Origin of the sequence: Phormidium sp. CCY1219, assembly GCF_035615515.1 — a bacterium.
Taxonomy (GTDB): Bacteria; Cyanobacteriota; Cyanobacteriia; order Cyanobacteriales; family Laspinemataceae; genus CCY1219.
Genome location: NZ_JAJENT010000063.1, coordinates 1 through 429, shown reverse-complemented (window position 1 = coordinate 429; position 429 = coordinate 1). Strand labels below are relative to the sequence as shown.

Below are 429 nucleotides of genomic sequence, written 5' to 3'. Positions count from 1 at the left end.
TCCGCCGCTAGAGGTTTAATATGGTCTACCTCAATTAGGTCACTGTCCGTGAAGAACAGGCCGCATTCATTGCACTTGCCTTTTTGTTCCTTCAAAAGTCTGGCTAACTTAGTTGGGAGACCAACTTTGTTAATCCCTCTCTTACTCCAGTAAGCCCAATCTCCATCAAATGGAGACTTATCGCCTTTGACTTTGATGTGTCGCTTGATGGGAGTTTCTATGTGTTTTAATAATCTTAACCCATCTTGCGTTTGAAACGTCCAGTTTCCATTGGCTCCCTTATGGTAATACTTTCTGAGCTTATCAATGGACGCTTTTCCACATCTTGATACTGTCCATGCCCTTAAAGCTACCCAAACCATATAGTCGAGTTTGGAGTAAATTTCCTTGGATACTACTGTGCTGTAATAGTTACTCCATCCTTTTATG

The 429-nt window shown here is 41.7% G+C and carries 1 protein-coding gene; it reads right to left on the bottom strand.

The window, feature by feature from the left end:
• On the bottom strand, positions 1-383 hold a 383-nt coding region (locus LKK83_RS00435), incomplete at its 3' end, for an HNH endonuclease (protein WP_442957257.1).
• Between the last annotated feature and the right edge of the window lie 46 nt (positions 384-429).